Consider the following 25,721-nt stretch of genomic DNA (forward strand, 5'->3'; position numbering starts at 1 on the left):
CATTGTGACGTTTTCAAAGGATTTGAGAGTAATGAAACCAACCCGTTGTATTAAGCCTTCTGTATTGGCGACCGCTATTTTATTTGCCCTTTCTGCTGATGCACTCGCACAAGAACACACCCTTGACGAAGTGGTGGTGACGGCAACGCGCACCAACAGTCAGCTCGAAGATACCGCCGCGTCGGTTGCGGTTGTGACAGACAAAGACATTGAAGAAGAAATGATCACCGGCTTGGATGATCTCTTCGACTATACCCCTGGTGTCAGCGTGCAAACCAATGCGCGTCAAGGCGTGCAAAGCATCAACATTCGCGGTATCGAAGGTAACCGCATTAAAGTGCTGGTGGACGGCGTATCCCAAGGTAACCAATTCGATACAGGAAACAATTTCATCAATTCAGCGCGTGTTGAAGTCGATACCGACATGATAAAAGCCGTGGAAGTGGTGAAAGGGGCGGCATCCTCATTACACGGCTCTGATGCCATTGGTGGTATTGTGGCGTTTGAAACCAAAGACCCATCAGATTTTCTGAAAGGCCGCGAGTGGGGCGGGCATGCGAAATTCAATTATTCTTCCGATGAAAACACATTCAGTGAGTCAGTAGCAGTTGCTAACCAAACTGGCGGATTGGAGTCATTAGTCGCTTATACCCGCCGAGATGGCAATGAAATCGATAACTTTGGTGATCCGCAAGATGCCGATAGCAGCGTGGATAACGTATTGGTAAAACTGCAGAACCAATTTAATGATGCGCATCGCTTAGAATTCAGTGGTAATTACATCCGTAATAAAGTAAATGGTGATCAAACCTATCGTGGTTATACCGATGGTCAAAGTGAAGACAGTACCGAGCAGTATCAGATTGGTATTAAGCACATTTGGGATATGCATACCTCAATGGCAGATACCCTGACATGGCAATTGGATTGGCTCAGTAAAGAGGAAAACGGTGTTACCACGCGTGTGAAAGGCACCAACAATCAACGTAAAGACTACATTTACGAAGATGAAGGCTATCAGTTCGATATGCAGTTCGATAAGTTCCTCACCGTTGGCAGTGCAGAACACTACATTGTCTATGGCGCGTCTTACCACGATAAAGACATCAAAAACATCAACAAAGAATTTAACAGCACGGGCACTGACAAAGAAATTTTCTATATTCCTTCCGCCAATGAAATGCGTTATGGCTTCTTCCTGCAAGACGAGATCACGGTCGGTAACTTTATCATTACGCCAGGGATCCGTTTTGACGCATTTGACACTGACCCAGGTGATGCCAGTGATAACCCAAGCGGTAATCCAGATAACGAATACAATAAATTTTCCGACTCGGCCTTTACCGGGCGTTTAGGCGCAATTTATAAGCTTAATGAAGCACATCGTGTATTTGCCCAAATTAGCCAAGGTTTCCGCGCACCCGATTTCCAGGAATTGTTCTATTCGTTCGGTAACCCAATGCATGGCTATGTAAACAAGCCGAATCCTGATTTGAAAGCGGAAGAAAGTATTTCATATGAGTTGGGTTGGCGTCATAACAATGCTGTGACCAGCAGTGAAATCGCGGTTTTCTACAGTGATTACGATAACTTCATTGAGCGCCAGCAAGTGTCGGGTAGCTTCATTCCAATGGTGGATCCTGCGGTATTCCAGTCTGTGAACATTGGTAAAGCGACCATCAAAGGGATTGAATTTTCCAATCGCTTGATCTGGGATGGTTTCATGCCGATAGAGGGCTTTAGTTCACGCATTGCTGCGGCTTATACCGAAGGGGAAGACGGCAATAACGATCCGCTAAACAGTGTGAATCCATGGAATGTGGTGGCTGGTTTGAACTATGACTCAGTGAATAATTGGGGAACCACTTTCAACCTTCGTTATACGGCCGCGAAAGATCGCAATGACATTAATGGTGACGACATCTTGCCGATTTCTAGCGCGACAGTGTTGGATTTGATTGCGTACTATAAGCCGATCAAGAACCTGACCTTGCGAGCGGGTGTCTTTAACCTGACAGATAAAGAGTACTACAACTGGAATGACGTAAACGGCCAAACTACAGAGAACAAAGATCTTACCGAACCGGGCCGAAATTGGTCTGTTACAGCGAAATATGAGTTCTAATTTTTGATGACTCATTTACGTACTATCTTGCAGTAACAACAGTAAAGCCCGACGTCGTGTCGGGCTTTGTGGTTTCTGGGTTTGTAAGGTGATGGGTCGTTCTGTGTTTTAGGTGTGAGCTTTTTAGGCGTCAGATTTTTAGAGGAAAGATGGATTGTGGTGAAAAATAGCGCAGTGATTATAAATAAAAACTGAAAAGTGAATTACGCAAAATCGGTATTATCATTTCGATACCAGTCGATATGATGGACTCACTTTCGAGGTACGCACGGTTGATGATGCTGATGGCATCCTCACTGGCTAGATAATACAAAGAGGATTTAAACGTGTCTCATCCAATCATTAAAGATCTCAACACGCGTTACACAGCGAAAAAATATGACGAAGCGAAGCGCATTTCTGCAGATGACATGGCCGTGATTAAAGAAGCACTGCGTATGTCAGCCTCTTCTATCAACTCACAGCCATGGAAATTTGTGATTGTTGAATCTGATGAAGCGAAGCAGCGTTTCCACGATACGTTTGAAAACATGCACCAATTCAACCAGCCGCATGCAAAAGCCGCGTCTCACACGATTCTGTTTGCTTACGATCCAAATTTCACCAAAGAAAAATTCGCCAAGCGAGTGGACGCTGAAGTGACATCAGGCCACCTGCCAGCAGACATGTACGACATGTTCATGGGTGCATACGCATTTGCAGAAGCAAACACAGACGATAAAGGCTTTAACGGTAATTGGACGAAAGCACAGGTGTACATCGCATTGGGTAACATCCTGCACACCCTAGCGCGTCTGGGCATCGATTCCACACCAATGGAAGGGGTAGATCCAACCCTGATCGGTGAGAAATTCGCGAAAGAGCTTGATGGTCACGTGTGTGAATTGGCATTGGCAATCGGTTATCACAAAGACGGCGAAGACTATAACCATGGTCTGCCAAAAGCACGTCTAGCGATGGATGACGTACTGGTAACGGCATAATCGATAAGTCGGATTCACCGTCATAGGCTGTCCTGCCTAAATGCATAAAAACGCCCGCACAATAATTTTGTGTGGGCGTTTTGCTTTGTGCCGGCAGGTGGCGTTACTATGCATCGACAGATGCACAGTATGAAGGAAGAGGGTGAGAAACATGAGTGTGATCGGACAGGTTGAAGCGGTATTAGTAGGGAAAGCCGTACCGTATGCGAGAGGGGTCGAAAGCGCGATCAACAAGCATGATGTCACCGGGCCACAGCAAGTGTCATTCGTGGGTTTGGTTGATGATGAGCAAGGGGATAAACGCATTCATGGTGGGGTAGAAAAAGCCCTGCATATTTACCCGCGCGAGCACTATGCGGCATGGCAACATGAACTCGGTGAGAAACCAGTGTTTGAAAAAGCCGGTGCATTCGGCGAGAACATCAGTGCCTGCGGAGTGACTGAGCACACAGTGTGTTTGCATGATAAGGTGCGCATTGGCTCAACGTTGTTGGAAGTCTCTCAAGGCCGCTTGCCATGTTGGAAATTGAACATCCGTTTTGATCAACCTGACATGGCGTTAAAACTGCAAGAAACATTGCGAACAGGTTGGTATTTCCGCGTATTAGAAGAGGGCGTGATTGCACCGGGTGATGCCATTGAGCTGGTGGAACGCCCTTATCCGGCGTGGCCACTTTCGCGAATTTTAGAGGTTATCTTTTCCGGTAGCCTGGATGAAGCGGCCTTGCGTCCTTTGATGTCACTGCCATTGGTTGATTCTTGGCGTAAAGTGGTAGAACGTCGACTTGATAACCAGCAGCTTGAAGATTGGGAACCTCGCTTGTTTGGTCGTCAAAAAATGGTTAAATAGGTATCGGTTAAATAGGCTCCGCTCAAAAACGCATTTTCCCGCACGGCGAGCCAATTGCTTTACAGTCACGGCCATCACGTGTGAGGAAAATGCCAGAGATGTTGAACGAGATATGTTGTATTGGTTACTCCCTCCGCAATCATCACAGGTTGCCGAGTATGTCGAATGTTACTGGATGATAGAAAAAACGGCGGCGTCACAAGGCGAGGCGTTTCCGAAATTGAATCCAGATGCAGCTGCGCATTGCATCCTTACGCCAGACGATCAAATTTACCGTTATACGCATAATCCCCAAACGCTGTACGGCACTGGCAGCCATTGGCTATTCCCTCACCATAGTACCTATGCGCTGGATCATTCTCAGCCATTTATCTACATCGGCATCAAATTCCACATCGGGGCGCTGTATGCGTTAGAGATACCACATTACACCCATCCATCCTTGGATCAGGCGCAACAGTTAAATGATGATGCCAGCTGGCTGGATAGAAACGCTTTGTCTTCATTGTTTACGTTGGCCAGAAAACATCCTCAACAGTGTGCCGAACAGTTAGATGCTATGTTGTTGCCTTGGCTTTCTTTGGCAAAGCCCGATCGGCACAGCCAGTGGGTTCGCAAAGTCTTACCATTGCTCGATACCATGCCAATTACGGCATTAGGCGACGCCGTATTTTGTTCGCAACGGACATTAGAGCGCAGTTTTAGCCGAGTGACAGGCTTAACCCTGAAACAGTGCCAGTCCATCAATAAACTCGATGCGATGCTTGAATATTTGTACCAGCGAGAGGCCAGTGAGATTGATTGGGCAGCCGTTGCGATGAAATTTGGGTTTAGCGATCAGCCGCATTTAACGCGTTACCTGAAAAGCCAATTGGGGATCACGCCGAAGACGTATGCCAATAAACGAGGATTAACGATTGATGTGTATGGTGGCGTGCATGAAATGCAAAAAGCCGCTAAGTGAGTTGTTCATACTGGTGACGAGCAGACTTAGCGGCGACTTGTTACCTGACAGTTAGTCGCCAGTATGTGTTGTCGCAATATGTGTGGCCGTTTGTTTGATGCCATAGACCGAATAATAAATACCGGCTTGCAGTGAATGGGTGGTTGATTGTTGTTCTAACGTCTTGACGACTTGCGTGAAGGCATCGATATCGTCTGCGTTGGCAAATTGTTCAACGAGCAGTGCATAGCGTTTGGACGAAGAAAACAGCACATGTGCCAGTTGTTCAGCACTGACAGAGAAAGCGACGTGTTCATGATGCACACACTGTTCATCAAGCGCACTTTCCCCATGAAAATTGATGGCGTGATCATACGTAGAGGCATTGCACGCAGAAGGGATCTTGGAAGAAGGTAAATCAACGCCTAATGATGCCATCACATCGTTGAGTAACACTTCAAAATCGTACACGACAATACTTGCCTTGGGCGAGCAGACCCGCACTAACTCTTTCACCAATTGTGGTGACTTCGCATAACACAGTGATCCGGCAAAGGTAACCACATCAACACTGCCATCGGGCAACGGTATCGCTTCTCCGGTCCCCAAGTGATAATGCATGTTAGAAAGCGGAGTGGCTTGATCCAGCATCGCTTCACTCGGTTCAATGCCATGCACATGGTAGCAATACGGATGCAGCGCGTTCGTTGATACCCCCGTACCGCAGCCAATATCGACCCCACAATGAAAGAACGTTTCGGCAGGCAGGGCAGTAGACAGTATACGTTGATGGAGCGGTGGGCGATAAGCGGCATAATGGGTTGAAACGGCTTGATTGTATTGGTCAGACACCGAGAAAGCTCCTATCGGGAAAGGCCCTGTTTCTGTGACGGGTAGAGTGGCGACCATAATAGGTGATATAGCCGTCGTGAAGATGTGATTGTGTCACACTTTCATGTAGATACTGGGATTATTCCGTCGCTATCGGCATGGGTTTCTGTGCCAAAGATAGCGCATCTGACGCAAGGCTGTCTGAGGCGAGTGTGTTTTTTCCTGCATTTTTTGCCTGATACATTAAGGCATCGGCAGCGGTTAGCAGCATAAGGTGATCATCAGTATCTGGAATGGTGCTGCAGAGCCCCATACTGACAGAGATGCAATCACTGAAGGGGCTGTTGTCTTCATCAATCGGTAATTGAGAGATGGCTTTGAGTACCGATTGAGCGAGGGCTCGCGCTTCCTGAGAGGATAAATGACTCCATACCACGACAAGTTCATCCCCGCCGATACGCGCGCACAGATCAGATGCCCGAGAAGTGTATTGCTTCAGGATACCTGCAATGCGTTGTAAGCAGCTGTCGCCAATTTGGTGACCATAGGTATCGTTAATGTACTTGAAGTCATCCACATCAATGATCATCAAAGACAGCGGAATGGCATTGCGACGGCAACGGCGCCATTCATTCGCCATAAAATTATCAAAGGCACGGCGATTCGCAATATGAGTGAGGGGATCTAACTTTGCCTGTTGTCTGGCTTCCATTTCCAATTGGACTCGCTGGGTAATATCCATGTGTGAAATCACATAATAGCGTTGCTCATCCATTTCAAACGAAGTCACTTCAAGCAGAAACCAGCGTTCAGTGTTGTGACTGTGGCAAGGGTATTCGAGCTGAAATTCCGTGCATTCGCCACGCTTGAGTTTTTCTAAACCAGAGAATGCCCGTTGACTGAAATGATCGCCCTCTCGGGCGGCACAGAGGCTGGGTGTAAAATAGTTCACGCCCACCCAAGAAAAATCCGGCGAGAGGCCATTCTCAATTCCAAATTGATTCCAGGCATGATTGGTAAAAACGATGTTGAATGTCGCATCAACCACTGCAATATTGTTTTTCACCGTATTGATGGTTTTGATTAATAAATCAAGCGTGACATTCATTTAATAGCCTTAATCCAAGAAAATCCATTTCAAATAACAGCGCATCGCCAATGATAGCTTATTATTTATTGATTTTATTGTTACACCTATGATCGACATCTCATTTGTGATTATTGGTGTAAGGAATATTAAGGGTGATTGGTGTATACAGTGCCTACGAAAGAATCATGGTCACAGCGCCCGTAAATCGCATCATCGAATACGAATTCTGTGATGGGTGCATCCTACTATATTTCCCAGTGTGATTGATAAGTGCGGGCACTGAGTAGCTGACACAGTTCTGCCATGACGAACATGGATTTTCTCAGGCGAGGCCAACGTTCATCAGAGAGCGTATTATTGACCCAATGACGATCATGCACATACACCTGATAGGGGTTAATAATGCATTTGAAATCGAGCGAGAGTGAGGCCGATAACGCCGAGGACGCCATGTAGCTATGGGGTAATCCGGCAGAGCAAACAAACGTAATCACCTTGTCAAACAGTGCGCCTGTAAGGCTGCCGTCAGGTGGGGTTGAGCCGACATATTCAATGTACTTTTTCAGTTCAGAACAGCATCCCCAATTGTAGACAGGGCTACATAACACGATACCTGCTGCACCTTGCGTCAGTTGATGTAATTGTCGGTATTGCTCAGTGTGATAGATAGTGTCGTTATCAAAATTGGGGACGTCATATTCCGCTAAGTCCACGTACTTTACACCGATATGCTGGCCTTCTAATTCAGCCACACATAATTGCGCCAAAGTACGGCTTCGGCTGTTGGGATCTAAGCTGGAACTGACAACGAGAATGTACATATACCCTCCATGGTTTATCGGTACGAAACAGTGTTACAGACGCATTACACATCCTGTTGACGCCAATGTAACACGCAATACCAACTTGATGATGCTAAGCCAATCACTGACACATGCAAAGGAATAGCAATGAGTGCCATATCACCGGTTTTGATGTACACAATGAGGGCGCCAATGACACCGATACCGATACCACCAAACCCGATGACACCGGGTACGACACTGGTGACGATTTTGCCAAAAGGGTGATGGTCAACGTACTGACGCACAGGCGGAAAGGAAAGTGTTAAGCCGATACTCGTGCCAATGAGTAAGGCCATCATCGCATCAGTCCACGAGGTGTTAAATAACGGAAGTATGTGTTGCATATTGGCCTGTGTTGCGCCAAGAAAACACAGGCCCCATAAGCTCAATATTGCTGAAAACAGAATGTGCTTACTTTTCATGTTACTTATTCCTGTAACGTACGGGATGTGTTGCACCGGCACATCATGAAATGATACGGCCAGCGAGTGAGTTGATCGCGTTATACGTATTGCTATTTATTGGCGTCCACTAAGGCAATACTGACGCCTTCTACATTACCGTTATCAATTTCTTGAAGAATCACATCTGTCGTGTAACGGATGACGGCATCGGTTGTGTCTATTGCACCGTAATCGTTTCTTTCTACTTTGGTGCTGCTACATGCAGTCAGCCCTAAGAGGGTAACAATAATGAACCCTGTCCGTGGGTGTTTAAAAAACATGTGCGCTTTCCTGTAGTGGCATAGTGAAACACGCGTGGTGACAGCTATAACGAAATTTTTGCTGCGGAAATGAACGGGAAGACATGCCATATTATTCACATTGAAAGGAGGCGTGAATCATTCATCATGCAGGGATATTTGCTTTTATGATCAGAGCGATAAATTGCACACTATCAGATAACTCACATTATCTTTATCTAATGCAACAATATCATTAATGAGGTTTTTCATTATATAGGGTTAATGATGTGAGTTAAGATAGTGCATAGATGGTGTAGATAACATGAAACAGGCCAATAAAACCAAGCAGTGCAAGAGGAATTAAAAATATGGCAATGCCAGTCATGCTAATACCGTAGTGTAATTCGTAAAAACGCCAATATTCTTTAAATCTGCGTACTCCATAGGGGAGTGTAACGAGTGAGACAAAGATAAAAGGGATGGTGATCATTGAGCCAATAATCAAAGCGAAGCTCCATAGCACTAATTCAAGATTAGGAGGGGTATCAGCAAGTTTATAAAATAAGGGCATGGGTAATGGAATCGCAACCAAATGAAGGCATACAGATATCGAATTGATCCATGTGTTTCTTTTGGCTAGCACGTCATAGGACGGAAATGAGTGATTATTTTTATTAACGGGAAATGCCATTTGCCATAAAAACATGATAATGGGGGTAAGAATAAGGGGTAAAAATATTTCCATATGTCATCCCTGCGCATGGAGAGTGTAAAGTAGTTATGTGTCTCTATCGGTGTTTATCTAGAATACTTTTGAACGGAAGCGCATGCTTCTAACCATGATGGCGCGTGTTGGCGGTACCAGTTGAGATACAATTCAGTTTCAGGCTTTTTACGGTTAACCAATATGTTTACGACCTCTATCATGATCCAGCATTTAGCTATAATCAAATGCGTGACTAGCGTGTCCTTGGGTATTGTTGAATGATATTGGATGTAGTTTTCCACGATAGATTTATAATCGGCAATAGTGCCTAAGCCTGACACCAACGGAGCAAGATCAATGGCCGGGCTCCCATATCCAAATCGTTCCCAATCAAAAAGAACGAGTTCACCATTTGAACGTTTTCCCCAGTTGCCTTCATTCGTGTCGCCAGAAATCAACCCTGCATACTTAAACAAACACGAAGAACGGCTTTGGATGCTTCTAACCGCTTGTTGTGCTGATTGGGGTAAGTTCAGCTCACTAAGTGCAAGTTCTGTGGCGGAGTCTGTCCATTCGTGCGTTTTTACATCGAAGGGGGGAATGTAGGGTGAACAATGAAGTTGAGCTAATTGTTCAAACGTCTGAGGGTCTGAGTACAGTGCTTTTCGCGTGATAGCCTGCGGAATAAACTCAATAAATAAGTCGGTATTCGTTGCTTTAAGTAGCTTCGGTGTATTGATGCCATGAAGTGCGGGGGCGGCGAATTGATAGAAGCCAATTTCTACTTTAGAGGCATGTTGTTTGTGAATACAGGGTGCTGTAGCAAAGGTTGTCTTTGATACACGGGCAGAACCCATTTGAGATAAATCATCAGAGCGCATTATGTTGACCCATTAACAACGGGTTCCAGTTTTGTATTGTTTATTCCATTGGTTAGACAGTTGCATGAATGCTATTCCCCCTTTATTCGCCAAGGCGGATTCAAGCGGTTTTCACCCGCCCAGTAGAGTTTGATTTTGTTGCCTGATGGGTCATTCAATATCGCCTCTCGCCATAAGAAAGGTTGATCGACAGGTTCTTGGAGAAAGGTGATCCCTTTGGCTTTTAAAGCGGCGACTAACTCATCCAATTGTTCATGTTCAAAGTAAACGACGCCTCTGGGTTCCAACGTCTGCTTGTCAGGATCTAAGTAAATAGAAAAAGTGGCATCGCCGTCAGGCAGCGCGAAGCGGGCGTAATGCTCATCATTGACTATCTGAATTAAGCCTAACGTTTTGTAAAACGCTACTGATTCATTGATATCGTTCACGGCGAGCGTGACTTGATTCATGTTCATAAATTTTCTCTCGCTGTCAGTTGTATCTAATTATGGGTAATAGGTGATTTATATTACATGATGAAGGGTTGATGATTTTTGTTATATTCTAAAGTGTGAGTTTACTAGGTTTGATATTAATCAATAAGATTTATTTATAATAGGTGGTGTCAATTCATGATTGATTTAAACACCACCCGTATTCATTAATGTTAGAGTGTTATATGATTATATTTTATTTGTAATATCGATAACTTTTTTGTTATTGATAATTGCGTAGACTCTGCCGCCTAAATATTTGCAAGACTCATTACTTTTCGTTGGCCAGTCTACAGCTGTACCGTAGACTACTGGTCTAACAAACCGCCAAGGCCAAAAACCAAAGCGTTGACCTCCCTCAAAATTGATGATTGTATTTGCATCTAATCGGTCCGCATAATTTACAAATTTTGGCATTACGCTATTTACTGAACCGAATAAGTTTCGACCTGAACGGTAGTATTTTAAACTTGTATATTCAATGTTAGGCGTGTAATCAAATAAGCAAACTGTTTTGTAATTCTTAACATTGATACCGTTTGGAGTATCTGTTTGAATTGTGTCTAGAGGTGTGCTGCACCCAACTAGCGCAGATGTTGCAATAAAAGCAAGAAGTAATTTTTTCATTTTAGGTAGATATAAAAGTGATGAAACTAGTGAAGAATATCATATGTTACTTCTAATCGTTATTGATGTTTGCTTTCAATATGCGTTTTTTTTACTCAAACGTACTCGGTTTACATCTTCATAATGTGTTATCACCTAACAGTCCAATCAAATTTCTATTTTCCGTATTCTAAAACTAGGACTAGATGCAGAAAATGTCGTTTTGACTGTCGATGGCTATGTATTCATGATGGTTGAAACTCAGCTTAAGCCTGCATGTCTGTCTAAGGTACATCTTATCAAGCGGTCATCATTTGTAATACAAAACGCCAGTGATCACGCTACCGCTCTCACGTTGTCCGTGCCTCATATCTCCTTAGACTATGCCTATCGAGATACGGGAAAAACACCGTGAAAAGGGGATTTTGCGAGAGGCATCAAAAAGGTTGAGGCACGAAGAAAGCAATGTTGTGGAAAAGCGAGGCAAGGGCAGACAGAGAGGGGATAGAAGAAAAGAATATGAGAATGCTGGACACAAAAAAGCACCCGCGAACGAGTGCTTTCATTATCTAGCCATGTGCTAACAAACTATGCATTAACAAGCTATACGCTAACAAAACTTAGTGCTGAACAGGTGTGCTTAGGTGCAGCGTTTTGTTCAAGGTTGTTGTGTTTGGCTCAAGCTCAAAGTTCCAGTTGCCCACGATTGGTGTGTGGAAACCGCCTTCAACCACGAATTCAACCATTTTGTCTGTCTTCTTCCAAATACGCACCATGCCTTCAATGTTGCTGGTACGAATAATGCTGTGCGCGATAGGGTCTGCACAACCTGGTAGGAACTCACCCTCGTTTAGCGTAATACGGTAAAGCGTACGCTCTGATTCCATAAGGAAATCTTCTGTGTTAACGCTATTTACGTTCAAAGACGCCACTTTGTTCGCATCTGCGTGTGGGGTATCTGGTGGCGTGATGTCGATTTCAACAGGGATACGAATTGTTAGATCGTGATCGGTTGAAAGTACGCTTTTATCCAGCGTGTAATCAATGAAGTTCACTGCACGGTGATCGAATTCACCCGAGATACGGTAGCTGATGGTATTTGCGCTTGCACGGTAAGGGCGAACAACGTTGTGCGTTGAAATGGTGGTGGCGTCGCGCAGTGCATTCACGTTAGTGGTGTTTAGGGTTGCACCTTCAAGTTCAACGTGTAGCTGGAAACCAAACAGAATGTGCTGATAAGGCAGTACATCGTAGTTCACTTTGATTTTTGGCACACTGATGCCGTAACGCTCTGCATCTTCAACAGACAGCGTGTATTCGTGAGCCATGGTTGGTTGAGCCAAACCGAACGACAGGGCAGAAGCAATAAATAGGGCCGTAAGCGACTTCTTGGTTTTCATGATCACACCTTTATTGGGGATTGATTATTCTTAGTGGAGAATCCGATCGGGAAAGTGCTTGAAAACCAAGGGTTTCGCAAATGATTTACGTGATGTAAATCCAATAATGAGAGGTTAATGCAAAATTTTGCTTTGGTGGTTTGTTATATCGCCCCGCTGAATTGAAGCAACATCATCCTCTGTATTTGCCTGTCAGGTTTATAAAATCAGCGAAATTATCTGTTATAGCCTGCTCCACTAGTTACTCAAATCGAGGGTGTTTATCGTGAGATTGGCTTACCCTCGAAACACTGCGAATGTCTGCTATTAACCCTTCCGTGCGAACAATTTGTTTATGACATTTGAGGAACATGCTTTTGAGTGAGGGCTTGATATACGTCGTTACGCTTTCAGGTCGAATCCCTTTTAATTGGCAGAACAGGGCCAAAGCAAACAGCAATTCCACATCAGAAAGATAACCGCTACGCTGAGATCGCCAGCCTTGTGATTCACCATTGGCGTACTGCTGGAAATTGAATGCCGTATTGGCAGAGAAGATCCCAAAGCCCAAGAATACCGCCGTTAAATCGGTGGCAAACTCCCAATTCTCCCAGCCACCAGGAGGCGGTTCAGGCAGATCATCCGTTAGATAGTGGCCTAATTCATGGGCAAAGGTGGCCACTATACGTGCAGGATGATTGGCCAGTTCCGGATTGAAAGAAATGTAGGCTTTTCCCTCATAGCGGCAGTAAGTGCCATTGGGGGAATGGGGCGCCTGTTGAATGAGCAGGCAAGGGCCAACATGGGTATCATCATCGGCCTCTTGCGGTACTAATGCACAAGGCCAAATACCCATGCCAGCATGTTGCCGCACCTGCAAGAAGGTGGTGGTGACGGCTTCATCGGGTGACGCAATGTGAGAGGGAAAGAACGCGTCGGTCGGTAATACCAACTGCGTGTGGGTATAAAAATCTTTGCCACCGAAATACTTCAGCAACCATTTGTATGTTTCGCGTTGAAACGCTACATCCTCATCGGATAACACCGGTTTTCTTTTGAAAAAACTAAACATCACTACCTGTACTGACTGTGCATCATGCGTGTATTTTCATTGGTTTATTAGAGTATACGATTAAAAGGACAGGGGTTAATACAACAGGCATCAATACCATAGATTCGACTATCCTCAATGTAAGCAATACAGAACGCCTGGCGCGTAGCGTGAGTGTCAATGATCAGGGTATGTATGCCATTAAGGAGTAGGGGAATGACAAAAAGCATAGTGAAAAGTGCATTATGTATGGCACTAGGTATGGCCAGTGTATCGATTTCTGCGGCAGAAAAGGCCAACATCATTAGCGAACAAGAGGCCATTAAAGCCGCACTTGGAGCTGTGAATGTTGAAGTGTTGGGTATTCGTTTTGATAAGCCAGACACACAATGGGATGTCTTCGTTAAGTTGGGTGATCAAGCATATGAAGTGGAAGTTGATGCCGTCACCGGGAAGATTGTCGCCGCAGAGAAAGAAAGCCTGAAAGAGGTGCTAGCTGAGTTATCTGGCGATTTGTCACATGAAGGTGTGGAGGGGGATGTTGACAAATAATAGCCAGAGAGGACATGGACAGGAGAGAGTTCATGCCTTTGTACGCCCATTCAATAAACAGGCTCAATATTACGGGCAATGCGAAAACTGGACTTGATCCTTAGCGATGTTTGCTGCACTAGCTTTTGCTACCTCAGTTAATGTCGAGTTAGCTTCAAATTCTGAACCGGATCCTGGCCAATAATGAGCCTCATGATCTTCGCAAAGTGTAATAATAACCGGAGTGTCATCGACAATTGCTTCCTCGTCATGGTGGACATACATGACATAGCGTATGTTGTTGCGTTTTTTACCGCGAATTGTCTCTATAACGTCAGCATGGTAGACATGTTTACTGGAGGTCTCATCATCAGGCACAGGGAGCACTTCAACATCCGTATGCTTTACGATTGCAGAGTAAGGTGTACTGACAACGGCTTCAGACAATGCCATTTTTTGTGCATCAAGTTGTTCCTTGGTAAGGCTCCCAATGGCGTGAGTATGAAAAACCATAAAAGGAATACATGCAGTTAAAAATAGATAGTTTTTCATCTGATTCATCAATGTAGAATTTAATAGATTAATTTGGCATCCCATTGCTTATGATCTCTGGTGACGCTGTTGTTAACAATCGAGGGAGAGGAAACTATCTAAAAGCAACGCTACCACTGGACATAACGCATTGTGTTGTAATCACTTAAACGGATTCAACCCAAAATGCCAAACGTTGCAAATCTGCTTTCAACGTTTGTATGCTAACTTTTTGACGAAAACTCAACTTCCTGAGGAGTATTGCGATGCTTTTCGCTGATAACGACGGTATTCGCTAACTTGTCATGCCACCCCTGTTTACGCTTATCCCAAGCTACCCAAAATATACCCAGCCCAAGAGGAATGGTAGCGGGAATATAGCCAAGGTATCTTACAATGTATTGTTGAAGAGTAGGCTTCTCGCCAGTGTTAGCGTCTACGATTTTAGCCGATATTGCTATTTTACCCGGTGTCGCCTGGCGATAAAGCCAGAACCCAATGACTGCAACCAATGGGAAAATCCAGCTTAAAATAAGATCCGTGAAACCTTGAACGAAAGCTTCATTATCAAAATAAGCCCAGCCATAAACCGCTACCAAAATAGGGTATGTTAGAACACAAATTATCACAGTATCAATTAGACTGGCACCAACGCGTGCCCAAAAACCGGAGTATTCGTACAAATCACTCATTTTAGCAGGGACATTATCATTCATATTGTTTACCTAGAATATATTACCAATGTAAATATATGATACGTGTTGCGGTGTTTATCTCAAGTGAAAAATTAACCTTATTGTTACAATGCATCAGTCAGCATAACTGTGCCCAAAGGCGATATGCTCAATGCTGTTTCACTTGCAAAAATAGGGCAAGGCAAATTACTCGACTAATTTGAAATATATTGAGTCTGTCAATAGCGGCGAACTGCGATAATATGAGTGTTGATATTACAAAATAGTGCTTCAGTATCCGTAGTGAGGATTATACAGTAAGGTATTGAAGCCAGTGGCGCTTCCTATTATTGGATGAGTGGACTGAGCGATGTTCCACTCAAACCACATCGCACAATTTACTTTATAAAGAAGCATCGGGCTTGTTCAACACCCGGGATTGAATGTTGGCTGCGCAACACCTTAATCCTTATTTGTTATGCCAAAACTCAAGCCCATTTTTATACGTTTATTTAGGTCGACTCAACATTCAAAAAACAACTAGCGCTCAACCCAACCATATCTACGTCATTGGCATTGTTAGCCCCTGCGTATTCTGCTACTAAATTATATCCAATCCAATAGCCTGCATACTTAGGAAACTCTTGAGGATGTGAACCAAGAAATAATTTATCTAATGAGAAGTCAGTTGTCTCCAAAAGGTGGCGCATTTGTTCTAGTCCAAAGCGCCAATCATAGTTTGCTAGATCTTTAAATAATGAGGATGGCTTGCCATTGGTGACTGAATGCTCGAAATGACATGCCAAACCCTCCATTATTAGCTGCTGCAATAAGGTTCCAGTCGGCATATGAAAACTCAACCTCAACGCATGATGAAGTTCATGTGCTAGGACTTCAAGCAGCTCTGTTTCAATAACTTCATCAATATCACTTCGCGAGCAGTCAACTAACAACTCAACTCTATGTTCGCTAAGCGCATAGCCACCCAAACCTGAAGGGGACTCCTCACCTTTTTGAAAAGGCGAAACTGTAATATCAATACTTGATAGTTCAAAGAACTCACTGATTTTATTTAAAGCACTTCCAATTGTATCTTCCAACAAGCTTGTGTAGTCGCTTAACTTCCCTGATGAGTTAAGCACCGTAATGTTTGTTGTCAAATCATACTCCTTTGATTAGACTGAACTTAAATAAGGGCATAGCGCCTGCATAATACGCCACAACGCATTACGATGATATTGACATAGCCACCGTAAACACTAAAGCTAATCCATACTAAGAATGCCGAGCGTTGATGGTCGTTTTGATGGCATTGTTAGGTTTATTTTTTCGTTAATAACTCATAAGCACCATTGATTAACTTCATCATCTCATCGCTACTAACAGCACCTTGCAATTTATCTGCATGGTATATGTGAGATAATCGTTTATGGTTTTTCTTTATCAACTGAAGATCATCACAACCTTCAGGCACACCAATTATGGAATATGGTGATAAGTCATTCAAACCACGAGTTCTGCTACCACTAGTATTGCTTCGAGAGTTCTTTTCTAGTTGTTCTATTTCTTTCTCAAGTGCATCTATAGTTTCTTGTAGCTCACGGTTTTTATGATGCAATCTTGCCACTTCTTCTTTCTGAACTTGCTGCCATTTATCGACAGCTAAGACACTATTTTTAGCTCTAATATAATCCAAGTACAGGTAACCTTGCTCTTCGAGATCATCCAATATGACATTAACGTCTTCATTGTCATAAATCGCAATATAACTAGATTCTTTCCTCAGTATGTGGAATTTATATTGATTTCTTCTTCTACTTGAACTTCTCATCGTAACTCCTTATGAACCTAACGAATGACATGGACTCCTCCTCATCAGGCTCAGCCACAGTTGGTGCGTCAGGTTCGATAAAATCTTGGAGGCCACCTTGTCACTTTCACTCTATGGCATCGATTTAGCCAAAGATAGCGTTAGTATCCATAGTGATGATGGGGCAGGCAAGGTACTGATCGACAAATCAATATCAAGGTCTAAGATTCTTGCAACGTTTGCAAATCTTCCATCAGATCTCATTGGTATTGAAGGCTGTGGCACCTTTCAGAACAGGTGCCAAAAATGTTATCAATGATGCTATTTTGAGCAACCATTCTCTTTGAATAGTGCTTAGTCGGTTTAACCGATGTATGGCTAGGGGGAAGCCCAGTCTGGCCCTGCATAAAACTAGCAGGCAGCGGTGAGACCGCAGTAAGAGACCCTCAATATGTGTTTGTCGTAAGCGACGATAATCGACAGAGCGAAGTAGACAGCATTGTTGTTCGATTATATTGGCTCAAGGGGTAAAGCGGTCCCCCCTTGACAACCCAAAGGCTCATATGTGTTATGCAACATTAACAGCAATAAGTAGATCAGACTTTCGCTCTTCAGCTTGCACCTGAGCCATATTTTCAATCAACAGATCTGATTTAGATAGAAATATGTCTGCTCGATTAACTGTTGAGGAAATCTTTGACCATTCAACGTTAATCTTAGACTGACTATGTGCAATTTCGTTTCTAAGCGATTCTAAACGTTCCATAAACTGCTTAAACTTTTTCTTAGAGAAATCATGTAGTACACGAAACTGCTCATTTTCGGATAAAAGGTCTTTTTTATCGCAAAGCTGAGCGCAATCGATGAAAGAAAGATATTGGTCATTCCTTCTTTTCTTATCGTGCATATCAATCACTCCCTTTTGTCGCTCCTCAACAAGAACGTCATACCAGGACTCATTCGGGTAAAAATGATTTACCCAAAAGTTTAGATGCAACTCGACGAGAGATATAACCCCAAACAAGTAAACTCTAGGTATTGGCTTGTTTAAATCAGCTCTTGTTATGATGCCAACAACCTTACCTTGGCTACTTACATACTTGGATTCGACGTCTTCTAAAAGGTTAACTAGATGGACTAGAGAAGTATCTTCATCAATAACTATTTCTGGGGAGATATCTTGTACATACTGCCCCACGCTCCCTTCACCTAAAGCAGAAGCTTCGATATAACCTATGATTTTATTTTCATGATCAATTACGCAGGTCGTGTCAAATTGCCTCTTATCCAATGCAAATTTAGCATCTGAAGCCGAGTCACTTACTTTACAACACAAGATCGGCTCAAATATTTCTTTTATAGATATGTTTTCCAAAAAGATGGACTTTAAACATGAAAATTTAGTGCCTTGTCGGCGATACCCCGTCTCAGGCGACATCCATAATTGATATCCCATACAATCCTACTTATGTATTCTTCACGAAAGTTTATGTTGTTTATCAATAATACCTTTAACCTGGCTACCAAAAGCATTTAAAAATCCTCTTGCCGTGTTTTGATCTGTAAATACAGTAGTACGAATAAACTCACAATCTTCAACTGTACAGTTCTTTAACACAATAATACCAGTTAAATAGACATCTTCAGGCAATGCAATTATATCTCCACACTCATGAAAACCACCTCTGTTATATGTTCCGCCTAATATACAAATGGAAGCAGGGCCAACAAATTTACACCTCTTGAAATGTTTATTTTCATGTAACTGAAGTCGTGGTAACCTTAAGTCCTCAACTGGAATAACAAGGTCTTTAAATGACTCTGATAATGGATTGACCGTATTTTTTGGTGTTGACAAAATTCGATTCAAGTCCGCTTCACTTTGTTTTAGTATTGATGTCTTAAACAAATACAAAATCAGGATTACAATCAGAGAGGTTATGATGCCTATTGCAACCCAATAAATAACACCTAACTCTTTAAGAACTGGATCTGCTTTTGCTAATAATGCCGTAAGTGTTCCAGAACCACCAATAAATACAATCGTTACAATTCTCCATATCCACTCAGCAGCAGATAGACCTGTCTCAAAAATAGATACTGATGACCAAACTCGATTATTACTCATAAATCTCCCTAATACATAACAACTTCATATACAGAACCCATCTACCTTACAATTCCACATATTGTCATGGGTGCATAATAGCATCGAAGTTAACTCATTGATATTGAAAGGTATCGCGAGAGGTGGGAAAAACAAAAGTAGAATCGTTCCACATATCACATTCTACATTTTCATCATCATTTCTATATCACAGTTTGATGTAATCGACGTGAAAGAGAGTGTGATACTCGTATGTAGTGGTGAAGCGTAGGTGGGCTTGAATGTGGCGGAGTGCTGAGGTCGCACGCGAGGAGGGATTTACAAAATCCCGACCGGCAATCAGAAGACTTCCTAAAAACGAAAAAGCCTCAGTCTTTCGACTGAGGCTTAAATGTGGCGGAGTGCTGGGGTCGCACACGACTAGGGATTTACGTAATCCCGTCATTTAGCGTATGACAAATGTAAAAAAGCCGCTGATTTCTCAGCGGCTTTTTGATGTGTGGCTGAGAGCTGGGCGTGCATTCACGGAGGGATTTTCAAATCCCGGTTTTCATAAGCAAAACTCGACGCATACGAAAAAGGCCAGCATTTCTGCTGGCCTTTAGAAGGTGGCGGAGAGATAGGGATTTGAACCCTAGATACGCTATTAACGTATGCCGGTTTTCAAGACCGGTGCTTTCAACCACTCAGCCATCTCTCCATGCCGCGAATAATACGGATTGTGGCGGTGGGTGTAAAGCTTCAAACCGTATTGAAAGGTGCGTTTGCTCATTTGTGAGACAGTTTGTTGGTTTCATTATTAATGTGGTGGTGTGTTGTTCAGGTGGTTGCGGGTTATTTCCACAGTTTCATGAATTTTTCTGATTCGCGTTTCTCGCTTTTATTCGTGAGCGGTCACAGCAACATCGCAGGTACGGTAGAGGCGACCAATAAGGCTGCCATGGCATAGTTGAATACGCGCAGACGAGTAGGGTGCGTGAGTACCCGTTGTAGTTTTTGTCCAGCCAGTGTCCACATGCCTGTTGACGGTAAATTCACCATCGCATACACCGCTGCAATAATGGCGATGCCTTGCCAGTTGCCGCTTGGGTTGTATAGGGTGACGGTGCTAAGTGCCATGCTCCAGCCTTTTGGGTTGACCCACTGAAAGCTGACAGCCATCCAGAAGGTGAGCGGTCGATATTGATCGTCGCCGCGTTCTGTGTGGGCGCTGCTGGTGGCAATGGCGTAAGCAAGGTAGAGTAAGTAACCACCGCTGATCACTTGTAATACCGTGTGCAGGACCGGAAAGGCATCGAAAATGCCGACCAGGCCAAGGCCAATCAACATCACCATGGCACTGAAGCCGACGGTGACGCCCAACATGTGGGGCAGGGTTTTCATAAAGCCCACGTTCGCGCCAGAGGTCATCAACATAATGTTGTTGGGGCCGGGGGTCACTATCATGACGAACGCGAAGGTGAAGAGAGCGATAAGTTGTTGATGGTCCATAATCTGCCTAGCCTGTTTCTGATGATGGTTGTGTTTGAATCTGTGTTTGTGTCTGTACTTGTGCTATTAGAAATAGAATAGTGATTTCAACGGTAAATTATCGCGCTATATTTGTGTGATAGAGGCTAATTTTGCAACGATGTGACGTTATGGATAGGTTTGACGAAAGAATATTGCAGGTACTGAAAAGTCACGGTCGATTGCCCAATGTGGATCTCGCGCAAGAGGTGGGGTTATCGCCGTCAGCAACGTTACGCCGGGTGCAAGAGTTGGAGCGCAGCGGGGTCATTGAAGGGTATCGTGCAGTGCTGAATCCGCAACAGATGGGGATCGGCTTTGTGGCGTATGTGACGGTAGGGCTGTCAAATCACAGTAAGCATTCACAAGTAACTTTTGAAGAGCACATCGCGCTGGCAGATGAAGTCGTGGAGTGCCATAACATCACCGGCACCAGTGAGTACCTGTTGCGGGTAGAAGCGAAAGATTTGATCGCCTATAAGCGTTTTCATACCGATATTTTGGGGGAGATCCCCAAGGTGGATGCGATCACGACCATGGTGGTGATGGATACGTCCAAGAACCAACGCGGCTAGCGAAGCGGTTGAACGCGCAATGAACGTGTAAGAAAAGCCAAAGAAAAAGACATCCCGAAGGATGCCTTTTGTGTGTCTGTGTTCTGCTACGAGAGCAGGACATTCAATGACGGGTATTTAATTAGGCAATTAAACGGCCTTATTAAACGACTTTTATTAAACGTCTTCGTCACCAAAGCCGAAGTCATCGCCGCCACCGAAGAAGCTATCGTCACCGCCGCCGAAGCCGCTGTCATCGCTACCGAAACCACCTTCACCGAAACCATTGTTCGCGAAGGTGTCATCACCGCTGCCGAAGCCACTGTCACCGAAACCGCCGCCGAAACCATCGCTACCAAAGCCTGAGTCACCAAAACCGCCTGAACCGTCTGTGTAGTCAGACGCAAAGCTGTTTGATGAATCATCCAGGAAGCCACCGCTTGATGCATCGCTGGTGTCAGCTGCTGCGGTTGCGCTATCGTCAGCCGGTGCTGCATCGGCTGTTGCGTCAGTCGTTGCATCCGGTGCGGGTGCCGCGTCTGCCGCTGTATCTGTTGCAGCCGTCGCATCTGCTGCTGGGTCGTTGTGATCAAACAGCATGTTGCTGATCATGTTACCTGCCACCATACCGACGGCAACGCTGGCTGCCGTTTGCATGAAGCTACCGAATGCACTTGGCTGCGCGCTTGGCATTGGTGGTTGTGGCGCTGGGCGGCTGCCACCCATCATTTTGCTCAATGTGCTGCGGTTCGCTTCCGACTTTTGGTATTCCACACATTGCTCAAGGTATTCATTCTTTTGCTTTAGCTCTTTCAGAGCCATTTCCTGCACCAATACCGCTTGGGTCAGTTTGTAAATCGCATCATCCTGGGTGCCGATCTCGTTTTTGATCAGCTGTTCAGCGTCAGCATCTTTTGCCTTGTTAGGGCTTTGCTTCAATTTGTTAGCGACGTTCTGAATCAGTTCTTTTTCTTGCGGAGTCATGGTTTACCTTCTTATTGGTCTAGCACGTTACCGTGTCCTTGTTTTTATGACTCTCATCCTAGCGCAGGGTTCCTGTGTCAATCTGTAAATATCAGTAAGTAAGTGGTTCGTTTGCTGATATTTTGCTCAATGGTAATGAAAAATCCGGCTTTTGCCGGATTTTTATACAGGGTGAAAGTGAGAAAAAAGCGTACCTGATGCTACTGACGAATGCCTTCGACGTGCAATTCAAGGTCGGCATAGCTGGCATCACCCATTACCGGAATACCATAGTCGGCCAATTCAATGCGTGTGGTGCCACTGAAACCGGCACGATAGCCACCCCACGGATCTTTCCCTTCGCCGATAAATTGGGCATCAATCGTCAGCGGTTTGGTTTCACCATGTAGAGTGAGTTGGCCTTCAATCACAAACTCACCATCGCCTTTGGGTACCACTTTGTTCGAGGTAAAAGTGGCGGTGCTGTATTTCTTCACATCGAGGAAATCATTACTGCGTACATGCTTGTCGCGTTCTGCATGGTTAGAGTCAAAACTGGTGGTGTCGACTTTCACGTTCACGGTAGAGGCAGCAACATTGTTGGGATCGTAGCTGAATGTGCCTTCAAAGGTGTTAAAGCGGCCTTTAATGAAGCTGTAGCCAAGGTGTGGCACTTTCATGTTAATAGACGCGTGCGCGCCGTCGGTATCAATCACATAGTCGGCGGCGTGGCTAACAGTGGGTAATGCAGTAGCAAACAGGCTAAGGGCAAGAAGGTGCTTTTTCATATTACTTTACTCCCAACATTTTCTTTAATGTATTGTCTTTATTAATAAAGTGATGCTTGAGTGCCGCAAGGGCATGCAGACTGACTAAACCAATGAGTGTCACGGCGATGTAGAAGTGCACCTCGCCAGCGATATCGGCTTGTTGGTCAAACAGTTCCCCCATCCCTGGGACAGAGAACCAATTGAAGACCTCGATAGAACGTCCATCGGCGGTGGAAATCAGGTAACCGGAAATAAACAGCCCGAACAGCAGCAGGTAAATCACCCCGTGCGCCACTTTGGCGGCCATCACTTCCCAGCGTGCGCCTTCAATGGCGGGTGGCTTGTTAAAGTGCTTCCACACCAGTCGAAACAGGGTGAGCAGCGCGAGACAGATCCCGACAGATTTGTGCCAGTGCGGAACGGGTTTGTACCATTGAGAATAGTAGTTGAGATCCACCATCCAGAGCCCGACAGCAAATAACCCGATAACGGTGAGGGCTGAAACCCAGTGAATGGCGATGGACAGGCCATCGTAAGTGGTTTTTTCCTTGTTCATTGTCATGCCACATTTTCTTGTGAATGATTCTTATTTTAGATGCTTGATCTCAGAACATAAGGCCGATGAACCGAACAACTCGTTCAATTTTTTCGATGGAGTGGTTTTCGTCGAAGTGATGTGAGTGCGAATTAGAGCGATGCGAGGGAGCATTAGAGTGAAGAATGGTGTGGCATGGAAAAAGGCCGCGCAGCTTGACTGGAAGGGGGAAAGGCTACGCGGCGAGAGAGAATAGGTGGCAGCAATCAACGCAGAATATTGTTGTCGTGTCGCCAATCCATAATCGTCCATTCATTCAACTGGGCGTGTAAGGCCAACGTCGGATCCGGATTCACGGCAAACGGGCGATCCACCGCTTCCAGCAAGGGTAAATCGTTAATGGAATCACTGTAGCCGTAACTGCCTTTGAACATTTTTGGGTTGTCTTCTAACCACGCTTTCATTCGGATCACCTTTCCATGTTGATAGCATAATGTGTGGGTGGTATTGCCTGTGATTATTCCGTTATCCAGCTGCACATTAATGGCCAGTGCGTCATCGGCCCCCAGTAAGCGGGCGATGGGGGTGACCAGATGTTCGCCCGTGGCGGAGATCACCAGTACCGTATCACCGCGTTGTTTGTGCCATTGAATGCGTGCGATGGCATCTTCATAAATGGCGGGCTGAATATGGCTTGTAATGAAGTCATCCACCAAGTTCGCGACCTCATCCATGTGCATGCCCACCAGCGGGGCGAGAGTGGCTGTCATGTAGACATTCATGTCCATGTTGCCTTGGCTGTAGTCAGCCATCATGGCCTGTTCGGTAGCGAGCAAGCTGGCAGGTGCAATGCCTTGTTCTACTAAATACGCACTCCACAAGCTGGCGGAGTCGGCTGCAATTAAGGTTTCATCCAGATCAAACACGGCTAAATACGGGGTGAATGATGAAACAGAATTTGTGTGGGTCAAACTGCCTTCCTATGATGATTAATAGAGGTTCATTTTTCTCATGGCTTCGCAATAGTTTCACAGCCTAAGCAGCAAAAATGACAATTGGCTTGCAGTCAGATGATCGTTTTGCGGCAAGCGCCGTGCTTATCTCTCAGATAGTCGTGGATAGACAGAAGCCGGTCAGGCATGTCGCATGGAAAAGGCAGGTGGTATGAAGAAAACGTTATGGGCTCTTTCGCTCAATCATATGCTTCTGGTGCTGGCGGCCTTTTTGTTTGAATGGGGTTTGGGTTTTGAGTCAGGGTTTCACTATGACGCCGGGGCGGCAGATAGCCTGCATGTCTGGTATGGCGGTGTGTTGTTTCCGCTGCAATGGCTAGTGGAATGCATCGGTGTTGGGTTGTTAGCGTATGCCGTGATCATTGCCGGAGAAACGCAACTGTCAGGGTTGGCATGGCCCGTGTGTTTGGCGACAGGCGGTTTTGCTGCCTGGTATGCACTGGTATAGTGCCGGTTAATTCATAATATGCAAAGGATGGCATTTCATGAGTCATAAACACAATCAACACGATGTGAATCCGCATTTTCTCTCTTCAACAGCGACATCCCCTAAACCCATCGACATGACTGACGTCACGACAGTCATTTTTGATGTGGGTGGGGTATTGATGTATATCCATGAATTTCGCGTGACCGTGATGAAGCGGATTTTGTTATCGCGGGGCTATGACAAGCAACAGGTGGAGGACGTGTTGGCGCAGTTGCCGGATTTTGATACGGCCTATTTCGCTCAGCATGGCAATATTGTCGATTGGGCGGATGAGAAGCAGTGGCTACAAACGCGCTGTCAGTTTGTGGCGCAGCAGATCATACAAGCCAGCGTATTGAGCCATGCGTGTGATGATGTCACTGCCTTGACTGATCAGCTTTTCATGCTGTCGTTTGATAGCCCGCAATACCAGTTGTTTGACGATACCGTGCCCGCGTTGCAGCGATTGTTTCCTCGTTTTTCACTGAACGTGCTGTCTAATGCGACGGCCTCGTTGGATTGGTCGCTGGATTTGGCCGGGATCCGCCCTTACTTTGAACACGTGGTGATATCGGCGTATGAGCAGTGTGAAAAACCGGATGCTGCGATTTATCACAAAGCGCTAGATTGCATCGGTGTGATGCCATCGGCTTGTGTGTTTATTGATGACAGAATCGAGAATGTGGAAGCCGCACGGGCGCTGGGGATGCAAGCCTATCATTTAGACCGAAGCCAAGGGATGACGCTGTCAGCGTTTGCCGATGTGTTGCTCAGTTAGAAAAGGAAAGTCGCAAAAGAAAAGCCACA

General features: G+C 44.9%; 30 protein-coding genes and 1 tRNA gene. 8 read left to right on the plus strand and 23 right to left on the minus strand.

The genetic code is table 11. The features are described 5' to 3' along the window. Positions 1-31: 31 nt before the first annotated feature. From ABT58_RS05120 to ABT58_RS05135, 4 genes are all read left to right on the plus strand, one after another. Positions 32-2,125 carry a TonB-dependent hemoglobin/transferrin/lactoferrin family receptor gene (locus tag ABT58_RS05120; protein WP_047873259.1) on the plus strand — a complete coding sequence of 698 codons (2,094 nt, stop codon included), beginning with the start codon at positions 32-34 and terminating at the stop codon, positions 2,123-2,125. Between the two features lie 326 nt (positions 2,126-2,451). Continuing rightward, on the plus strand, positions 2,452-3,108 hold the full coding sequence (locus ABT58_RS05125) for an NAD(P)H-dependent oxidoreductase (protein ID WP_047873260.1): 657 nt from the start codon (positions 2,452-2,454) through the stop codon (positions 3,106-3,108). 151 nt (positions 3,109-3,259) lie between these two features. Further along, a complete protein-coding gene (locus tag ABT58_RS05130; protein ID WP_047873261.1) occupies positions 3,260-3,958 on the plus strand; it encodes an MOSC domain-containing protein in 699 nt (232 codons plus the stop codon). Between the two features lie 112 nt (positions 3,959-4,070). Then, positions 4,071-4,922 carry a helix-turn-helix domain-containing protein gene (locus ABT58_RS05135; RefSeq protein ID WP_047873262.1) on the plus strand — a complete coding sequence of 284 codons (852 nt, stop codon included), beginning with the start codon at positions 4,071-4,073 and terminating at the stop codon, positions 4,920-4,922. A 51-nt stretch (positions 4,923-4,973) separates the two neighbouring features. Here ABT58_RS05135 and ABT58_RS05140 read toward each other — a convergent pair whose 3' ends face one another. The 11 genes from ABT58_RS05140 to ABT58_RS05185 form a co-directional block, all read right to left on the minus strand. Then, positions 4,974-5,753 (minus strand): class I SAM-dependent methyltransferase, encoded by a 780-nt coding sequence (locus tag ABT58_RS05140; RefSeq protein WP_047873263.1) that lies wholly within the window; start codon positions 5,751-5,753, stop codon positions 4,974-4,976. Between the two features lie 118 nt (positions 5,754-5,871). Further along, on the minus strand, positions 5,872-6,840 hold the full coding sequence (locus ABT58_RS05145) for a GGDEF domain-containing protein (protein WP_047873264.1): 969 nt from the start codon (positions 6,838-6,840) through the stop codon (positions 5,872-5,874). Positions 6,841-7,067: 227 nt separating this feature from the next. Next, entirely contained in the window at positions 7,068-7,643 is a 576-nt protein-coding gene (locus tag ABT58_RS05150) for an NADPH-dependent FMN reductase (RefSeq protein ID WP_047873265.1), read from the minus strand. A 44-nt stretch (positions 7,644-7,687) separates the two neighbouring features. After that, the gene (locus ABT58_RS05155) at positions 7,688-8,089 is read right to left on the minus strand and encodes a hypothetical protein (RefSeq protein ID WP_047873266.1); all 402 of its coding nucleotides are present in this window, start codon (positions 8,087-8,089) and stop codon (positions 7,688-7,690) included. A gap of 92 nt (positions 8,090-8,181) precedes the next feature. After that, positions 8,182-8,391, minus strand: a complete 210-nt coding sequence (locus tag ABT58_RS05160; RefSeq protein ID WP_047873267.1) for a hypothetical protein — start codon at positions 8,389-8,391, stop codon at positions 8,182-8,184. A gap of 253 nt (positions 8,392-8,644) precedes the next feature. Further along, a complete protein-coding gene (locus tag ABT58_RS05165; RefSeq protein WP_047873268.1) occupies positions 8,645-9,097 on the minus strand; it encodes a hypothetical protein in 453 nt (150 codons plus the stop codon). 53 nt (positions 9,098-9,150) lie between these two features. Then, the gene (locus ABT58_RS05170; protein ID WP_047873269.1) at positions 9,151-9,939 is read right to left on the minus strand and encodes a phosphotransferase family protein; all 789 of its coding nucleotides are present in this window, start codon (positions 9,937-9,939) and stop codon (positions 9,151-9,153) included. A gap of 71 nt (positions 9,940-10,010) precedes the next feature. Then, complete coding sequence (locus tag ABT58_RS05175) at positions 10,011-10,394, minus strand: VOC family protein (protein ID WP_047873270.1); 384 nt, start codon at positions 10,392-10,394, stop codon at positions 10,011-10,013. A 207-nt stretch (positions 10,395-10,601) separates the two neighbouring features. Continuing rightward, positions 10,602-11,039, minus strand: coding sequence for a hypothetical protein (locus ABT58_RS23975; RefSeq protein WP_146147208.1), 438 nt, complete (start codon positions 11,037-11,039; stop codon positions 10,602-10,604). Between the two features lie 599 nt (positions 11,040-11,638). Then, positions 11,639-12,418: a hypothetical protein gene (locus tag ABT58_RS05180; RefSeq protein ID WP_047873271.1), complete on the minus strand. Its 780-nt coding sequence runs from the start codon at positions 12,416-12,418 to the stop codon at positions 11,639-11,641. Between the two features lie 241 nt (positions 12,419-12,659). Further along, positions 12,660-13,442 (minus strand): hypothetical protein, encoded by a 783-nt coding sequence (locus ABT58_RS05185; protein WP_053062977.1) that lies wholly within the window; start codon positions 13,440-13,442, stop codon positions 12,660-12,662. Between the two features lie 255 nt (positions 13,443-13,697). Between ABT58_RS05185 and ABT58_RS05190 the strand changes: the two genes are divergently transcribed. Continuing rightward, positions 13,698-14,000 (plus strand): PepSY domain-containing protein, encoded by a 303-nt coding sequence (locus ABT58_RS05190; RefSeq protein ID WP_308428521.1) that lies wholly within the window; start codon positions 13,698-13,700, stop codon positions 13,998-14,000. A 69-nt stretch (positions 14,001-14,069) separates the two neighbouring features. On the opposite strand, the gene ABT58_RS05195 is transcribed toward ABT58_RS05190, so the two are convergent. The 8 genes from ABT58_RS05195 to ABT58_RS05230 all read right to left on the minus strand — a co-directional run bounded on the left by ABT58_RS05195 (position 14,070) and on the right by ABT58_RS05230 (position 20,592). Continuing rightward, positions 14,070-14,531 carry a hypothetical protein gene (locus ABT58_RS05195; protein ID WP_053062978.1) on the minus strand — a complete coding sequence of 154 codons (462 nt, stop codon included), beginning with the start codon at positions 14,529-14,531 and terminating at the stop codon, positions 14,070-14,072. A gap of 203 nt (positions 14,532-14,734) precedes the next feature. Continuing rightward, complete coding sequence (locus ABT58_RS05200) at positions 14,735-15,226, minus strand: RDD family protein (RefSeq protein ID WP_047873274.1); 492 nt, start codon at positions 15,224-15,226, stop codon at positions 14,735-14,737. Positions 15,227-15,696: 470 nt separating this feature from the next. Continuing rightward, positions 15,697-16,344: a DUF2268 domain-containing putative Zn-dependent protease gene (locus ABT58_RS05205; protein WP_047873275.1), complete on the minus strand. Its 648-nt coding sequence runs from the start codon at positions 16,342-16,344 to the stop codon at positions 15,697-15,699. Between the two features lie 161 nt (positions 16,345-16,505). After that, the gene (locus tag ABT58_RS05210; RefSeq protein WP_047873276.1) at positions 16,506-17,015 is read right to left on the minus strand and encodes a J domain-containing protein; all 510 of its coding nucleotides are present in this window, start codon (positions 17,013-17,015) and stop codon (positions 16,506-16,508) included. A gap of 547 nt (positions 17,016-17,562) precedes the next feature. Then, a complete protein-coding gene (locus tag ABT58_RS05215) occupies positions 17,563-18,450 on the minus strand; it encodes a CBS domain-containing protein (protein WP_047873277.1) in 888 nt (295 codons plus the stop codon). Positions 18,451-18,471: 21 nt separating this feature from the next. After that, complete coding sequence (locus ABT58_RS05220; RefSeq protein WP_047873278.1) at positions 18,472-19,122, minus strand: hypothetical protein; 651 nt, start codon at positions 19,120-19,122, stop codon at positions 18,472-18,474. A 588-nt stretch (positions 19,123-19,710) separates the two neighbouring features. After that, positions 19,711-19,801, minus strand: a tRNA-Ser gene (locus tag ABT58_RS05225). Between the two features lie 194 nt (positions 19,802-19,995). Next, positions 19,996-20,592: a LysE family translocator gene (locus ABT58_RS05230; protein WP_047873279.1), complete on the minus strand. Its 597-nt coding sequence runs from the start codon at positions 20,590-20,592 to the stop codon at positions 19,996-19,998. 149 nt (positions 20,593-20,741) lie between these two features. Between ABT58_RS05230 and ABT58_RS05235 the strand changes: the two genes are divergently transcribed. Then, a complete protein-coding gene (locus tag ABT58_RS05235) occupies positions 20,742-21,185 on the plus strand; it encodes an Lrp/AsnC family transcriptional regulator (protein ID WP_047873280.1) in 444 nt (147 codons plus the stop codon). Positions 21,186-21,341: 156 nt separating this feature from the next. Here ABT58_RS05235 and ABT58_RS05240 read toward each other — a convergent pair whose 3' ends face one another. From ABT58_RS05240 to ABT58_RS05255, 4 genes are all read right to left on the minus strand, one after another. Then, positions 21,342-22,148 (minus strand): DUF2076 domain-containing protein, encoded by an 807-nt coding sequence (locus tag ABT58_RS05240; RefSeq protein ID WP_047873281.1) that lies wholly within the window; start codon positions 22,146-22,148, stop codon positions 21,342-21,344. 200 nt (positions 22,149-22,348) lie between these two features. Then, a complete protein-coding gene (locus ABT58_RS05245) occupies positions 22,349-22,915 on the minus strand; it encodes a YceI family protein (protein WP_047873282.1) in 567 nt (188 codons plus the stop codon). A gap of 1 nt (position 22,916) precedes the next feature. Beyond that, positions 22,917-23,453, minus strand: coding sequence for a cytochrome b (locus tag ABT58_RS05250; RefSeq protein WP_047873283.1), 537 nt, complete (start codon positions 23,451-23,453; stop codon positions 22,917-22,919). Between the two features lie 245 nt (positions 23,454-23,698). Beyond that, positions 23,699-24,403 (minus strand): HAD family hydrolase, encoded by a 705-nt coding sequence (locus ABT58_RS05255; protein ID WP_047873284.1) that lies wholly within the window; start codon positions 24,401-24,403, stop codon positions 23,699-23,701. A 175-nt stretch (positions 24,404-24,578) separates the two neighbouring features. On the opposite strand from ABT58_RS05255, the gene ABT58_RS05260 reads away from it, so the two are divergent. Together ABT58_RS05260 and ABT58_RS23420 are read left to right on the plus strand one after the other, a co-directional pair. Next, positions 24,579-24,893, plus strand: a complete 315-nt coding sequence (locus ABT58_RS05260) for a hypothetical protein (RefSeq protein WP_146147165.1) — start codon at positions 24,579-24,581, stop codon at positions 24,891-24,893. Between the two features lie 37 nt (positions 24,894-24,930). Continuing rightward, complete coding sequence (locus ABT58_RS23420) at positions 24,931-25,692, plus strand: HAD family hydrolase (RefSeq protein ID WP_053062979.1); 762 nt, start codon at positions 24,931-24,933, stop codon at positions 25,690-25,692. Positions 25,693-25,721: the final 29 nt, after the last annotated feature.

The organism is Photobacterium aphoticum, assembly GCF_001029435.1.
GTDB classification, from domain to species: Bacteria; Pseudomonadota; Gammaproteobacteria; order Enterobacterales; family Vibrionaceae; genus Photobacterium; species Photobacterium aphoticum.

Excerpts from the sequence above, each read along its gene's own strand:
- ABT58_RS05235 (WP_047873280.1), top strand. The coding sequence starts at position 20,742 with ATGGATAGGTTTGACGAAAGAATATTGCAGGTACTGAAAAGTCACGGT.
- ABT58_RS05220 (WP_047873278.1), bottom strand. The coding sequence starts at position 19,122 with ATGAGTAATAATCGAGTTTGGTCATCAGTATCTATTTTTGAGACAGGT.
- ABT58_RS05160 (WP_047873267.1), bottom strand. The coding sequence starts at position 8,391 with ATGTTTTTTAAACACCCACGGACAGGGTTCATTATTGTTACCCTCTTA.
- ABT58_RS23975 (WP_146147208.1), bottom strand. The coding sequence starts at position 11,039 with ATGAAAAAATTACTTCTTGCTTTTATTGCAACATCTGCGCTAGTTGGG.
- ABT58_RS05175 (WP_047873270.1), bottom strand. The coding sequence starts at position 10,394 with ATGAACATGAATCAAGTCACGCTCGCCGTGAACGATATCAATGAATCA.
- ABT58_RS05245 (WP_047873282.1), bottom strand. The coding sequence starts at position 22,915 with ATGAAAAAGCACCTTCTTGCCCTTAGCCTGTTTGCTACTGCATTACCC.
- ABT58_RS05195 (WP_053062978.1), bottom strand. The coding sequence starts at position 14,531 with ATGAAAAACTATCTATTTTTAACTGCATGTATTCCTTTTATGGTTTTT.
- ABT58_RS05260 (WP_146147165.1), top strand. The coding sequence starts at position 24,579 with ATGGAAAAGGCAGGTGGTATGAAGAAAACGTTATGGGCTCTTTCGCTC.
- ABT58_RS05200 (WP_047873274.1), bottom strand. The coding sequence starts at position 15,226 with ATGAATGATAATGTCCCTGCTAAAATGAGTGATTTGTACGAATACTCC.
- ABT58_RS05135 (WP_047873262.1), top strand. The coding sequence starts at position 4,071 with ATGTTGTATTGGTTACTCCCTCCGCAATCATCACAGGTTGCCGAGTAT.
- ABT58_RS05155 (WP_047873266.1), bottom strand. The coding sequence starts at position 8,089 with ATGAAAAGTAAGCACATTCTGTTTTCAGCAATATTGAGCTTATGGGGC.
- ABT58_RS05170 (WP_047873269.1), bottom strand. The coding sequence starts at position 9,939 with ATGCGCTCTGATGATTTATCTCAAATGGGTTCTGCCCGTGTATCAAAG.
- ABT58_RS05230 (WP_047873279.1), bottom strand. The coding sequence starts at position 20,592 with ATGGACCATCAACAACTTATCGCTCTCTTCACCTTCGCGTTCGTCATG.
- ABT58_RS05145 (WP_047873264.1), bottom strand. The coding sequence starts at position 6,840 with ATGAATGTCACGCTTGATTTATTAATCAAAACCATCAATACGGTGAAA.
- ABT58_RS05180 (WP_047873271.1), bottom strand. The coding sequence starts at position 12,418 with ATGAAAACCAAGAAGTCGCTTACGGCCCTATTTATTGCTTCTGCCCTG.
- ABT58_RS05190 (WP_308428521.1), top strand. The coding sequence starts at position 13,698 with ATGGCACTAGGTATGGCCAGTGTATCGATTTCTGCGGCAGAAAAGGCC.
- ABT58_RS05130 (WP_047873261.1), top strand. The coding sequence starts at position 3,260 with ATGAGTGTGATCGGACAGGTTGAAGCGGTATTAGTAGGGAAAGCCGTA.
- ABT58_RS23420 (WP_053062979.1), top strand. The coding sequence starts at position 24,931 with ATGAGTCATAAACACAATCAACACGATGTGAATCCGCATTTTCTCTCT.
- ABT58_RS05150 (WP_047873265.1), bottom strand. The coding sequence starts at position 7,643 with ATGTACATTCTCGTTGTCAGTTCCAGCTTAGATCCCAACAGCCGAAGC.
- ABT58_RS05240 (WP_047873281.1), bottom strand. The coding sequence starts at position 22,148 with ATGACTCCGCAAGAAAAAGAACTGATTCAGAACGTCGCTAACAAATTG.
- ABT58_RS05250 (WP_047873283.1), bottom strand. The coding sequence starts at position 23,453 with ATGAACAAGGAAAAAACCACTTACGATGGCCTGTCCATCGCCATTCAC.
- ABT58_RS05120 (WP_047873259.1), top strand. The coding sequence starts at position 32 with ATGAAACCAACCCGTTGTATTAAGCCTTCTGTATTGGCGACCGCTATT.
- ABT58_RS05210 (WP_047873276.1), bottom strand. The coding sequence starts at position 17,015 with ATGAGAAGTTCAAGTAGAAGAAGAAATCAATATAAATTCCACATACTG.
- ABT58_RS05215 (WP_047873277.1), bottom strand. The coding sequence starts at position 18,450 with ATGGGATATCAATTATGGATGTCGCCTGAGACGGGGTATCGCCGACAA.
- ABT58_RS05165 (WP_047873268.1), bottom strand. The coding sequence starts at position 9,097 with ATGGAAATATTTTTACCCCTTATTCTTACCCCCATTATCATGTTTTTA.